General features: G+C 69.0%; 1 protein-coding gene. It reads right to left on the reverse strand.

The genetic code is table 11. From position 1 onward, the window contains the following. A partial coding sequence (locus AC0IW9_RS31545; RefSeq protein WP_471652226.1) for a hypothetical protein occupies nucleotides 1-219 on the reverse strand: 219 nt, incomplete at its 3' end. Between the last annotated feature and the right edge of the window lie 29 nt (nucleotides 220-248).

Raw genomic sequence — 248 nt, forward strand, 5'->3', positions numbered from 1 at the left:
CGTGTAGAGCTTGGCTTCAAGCTTGTCGCTGCTGGCCTTGACGGCTTCGTTGATCGTCTGCAGCACGGCGTCGTCCAGCTTGCCTGCCGGCGAGGCCGTCCACTCGCCGCTCTGCACGGTATCGCCGCGCGCGGGGGTCAGGCTGATGAGCTGCACGCTGTCGCCCAGCAGGGACAGGGCGGCGAACTTGTTGGGGTCGCGCGGCGTCTTGTCTTCCACGACGGGCGCGGCTGCCGGCGCTGTAGGGG

Source organism: Belnapia sp. AC561 (genome assembly GCF_979252845.1).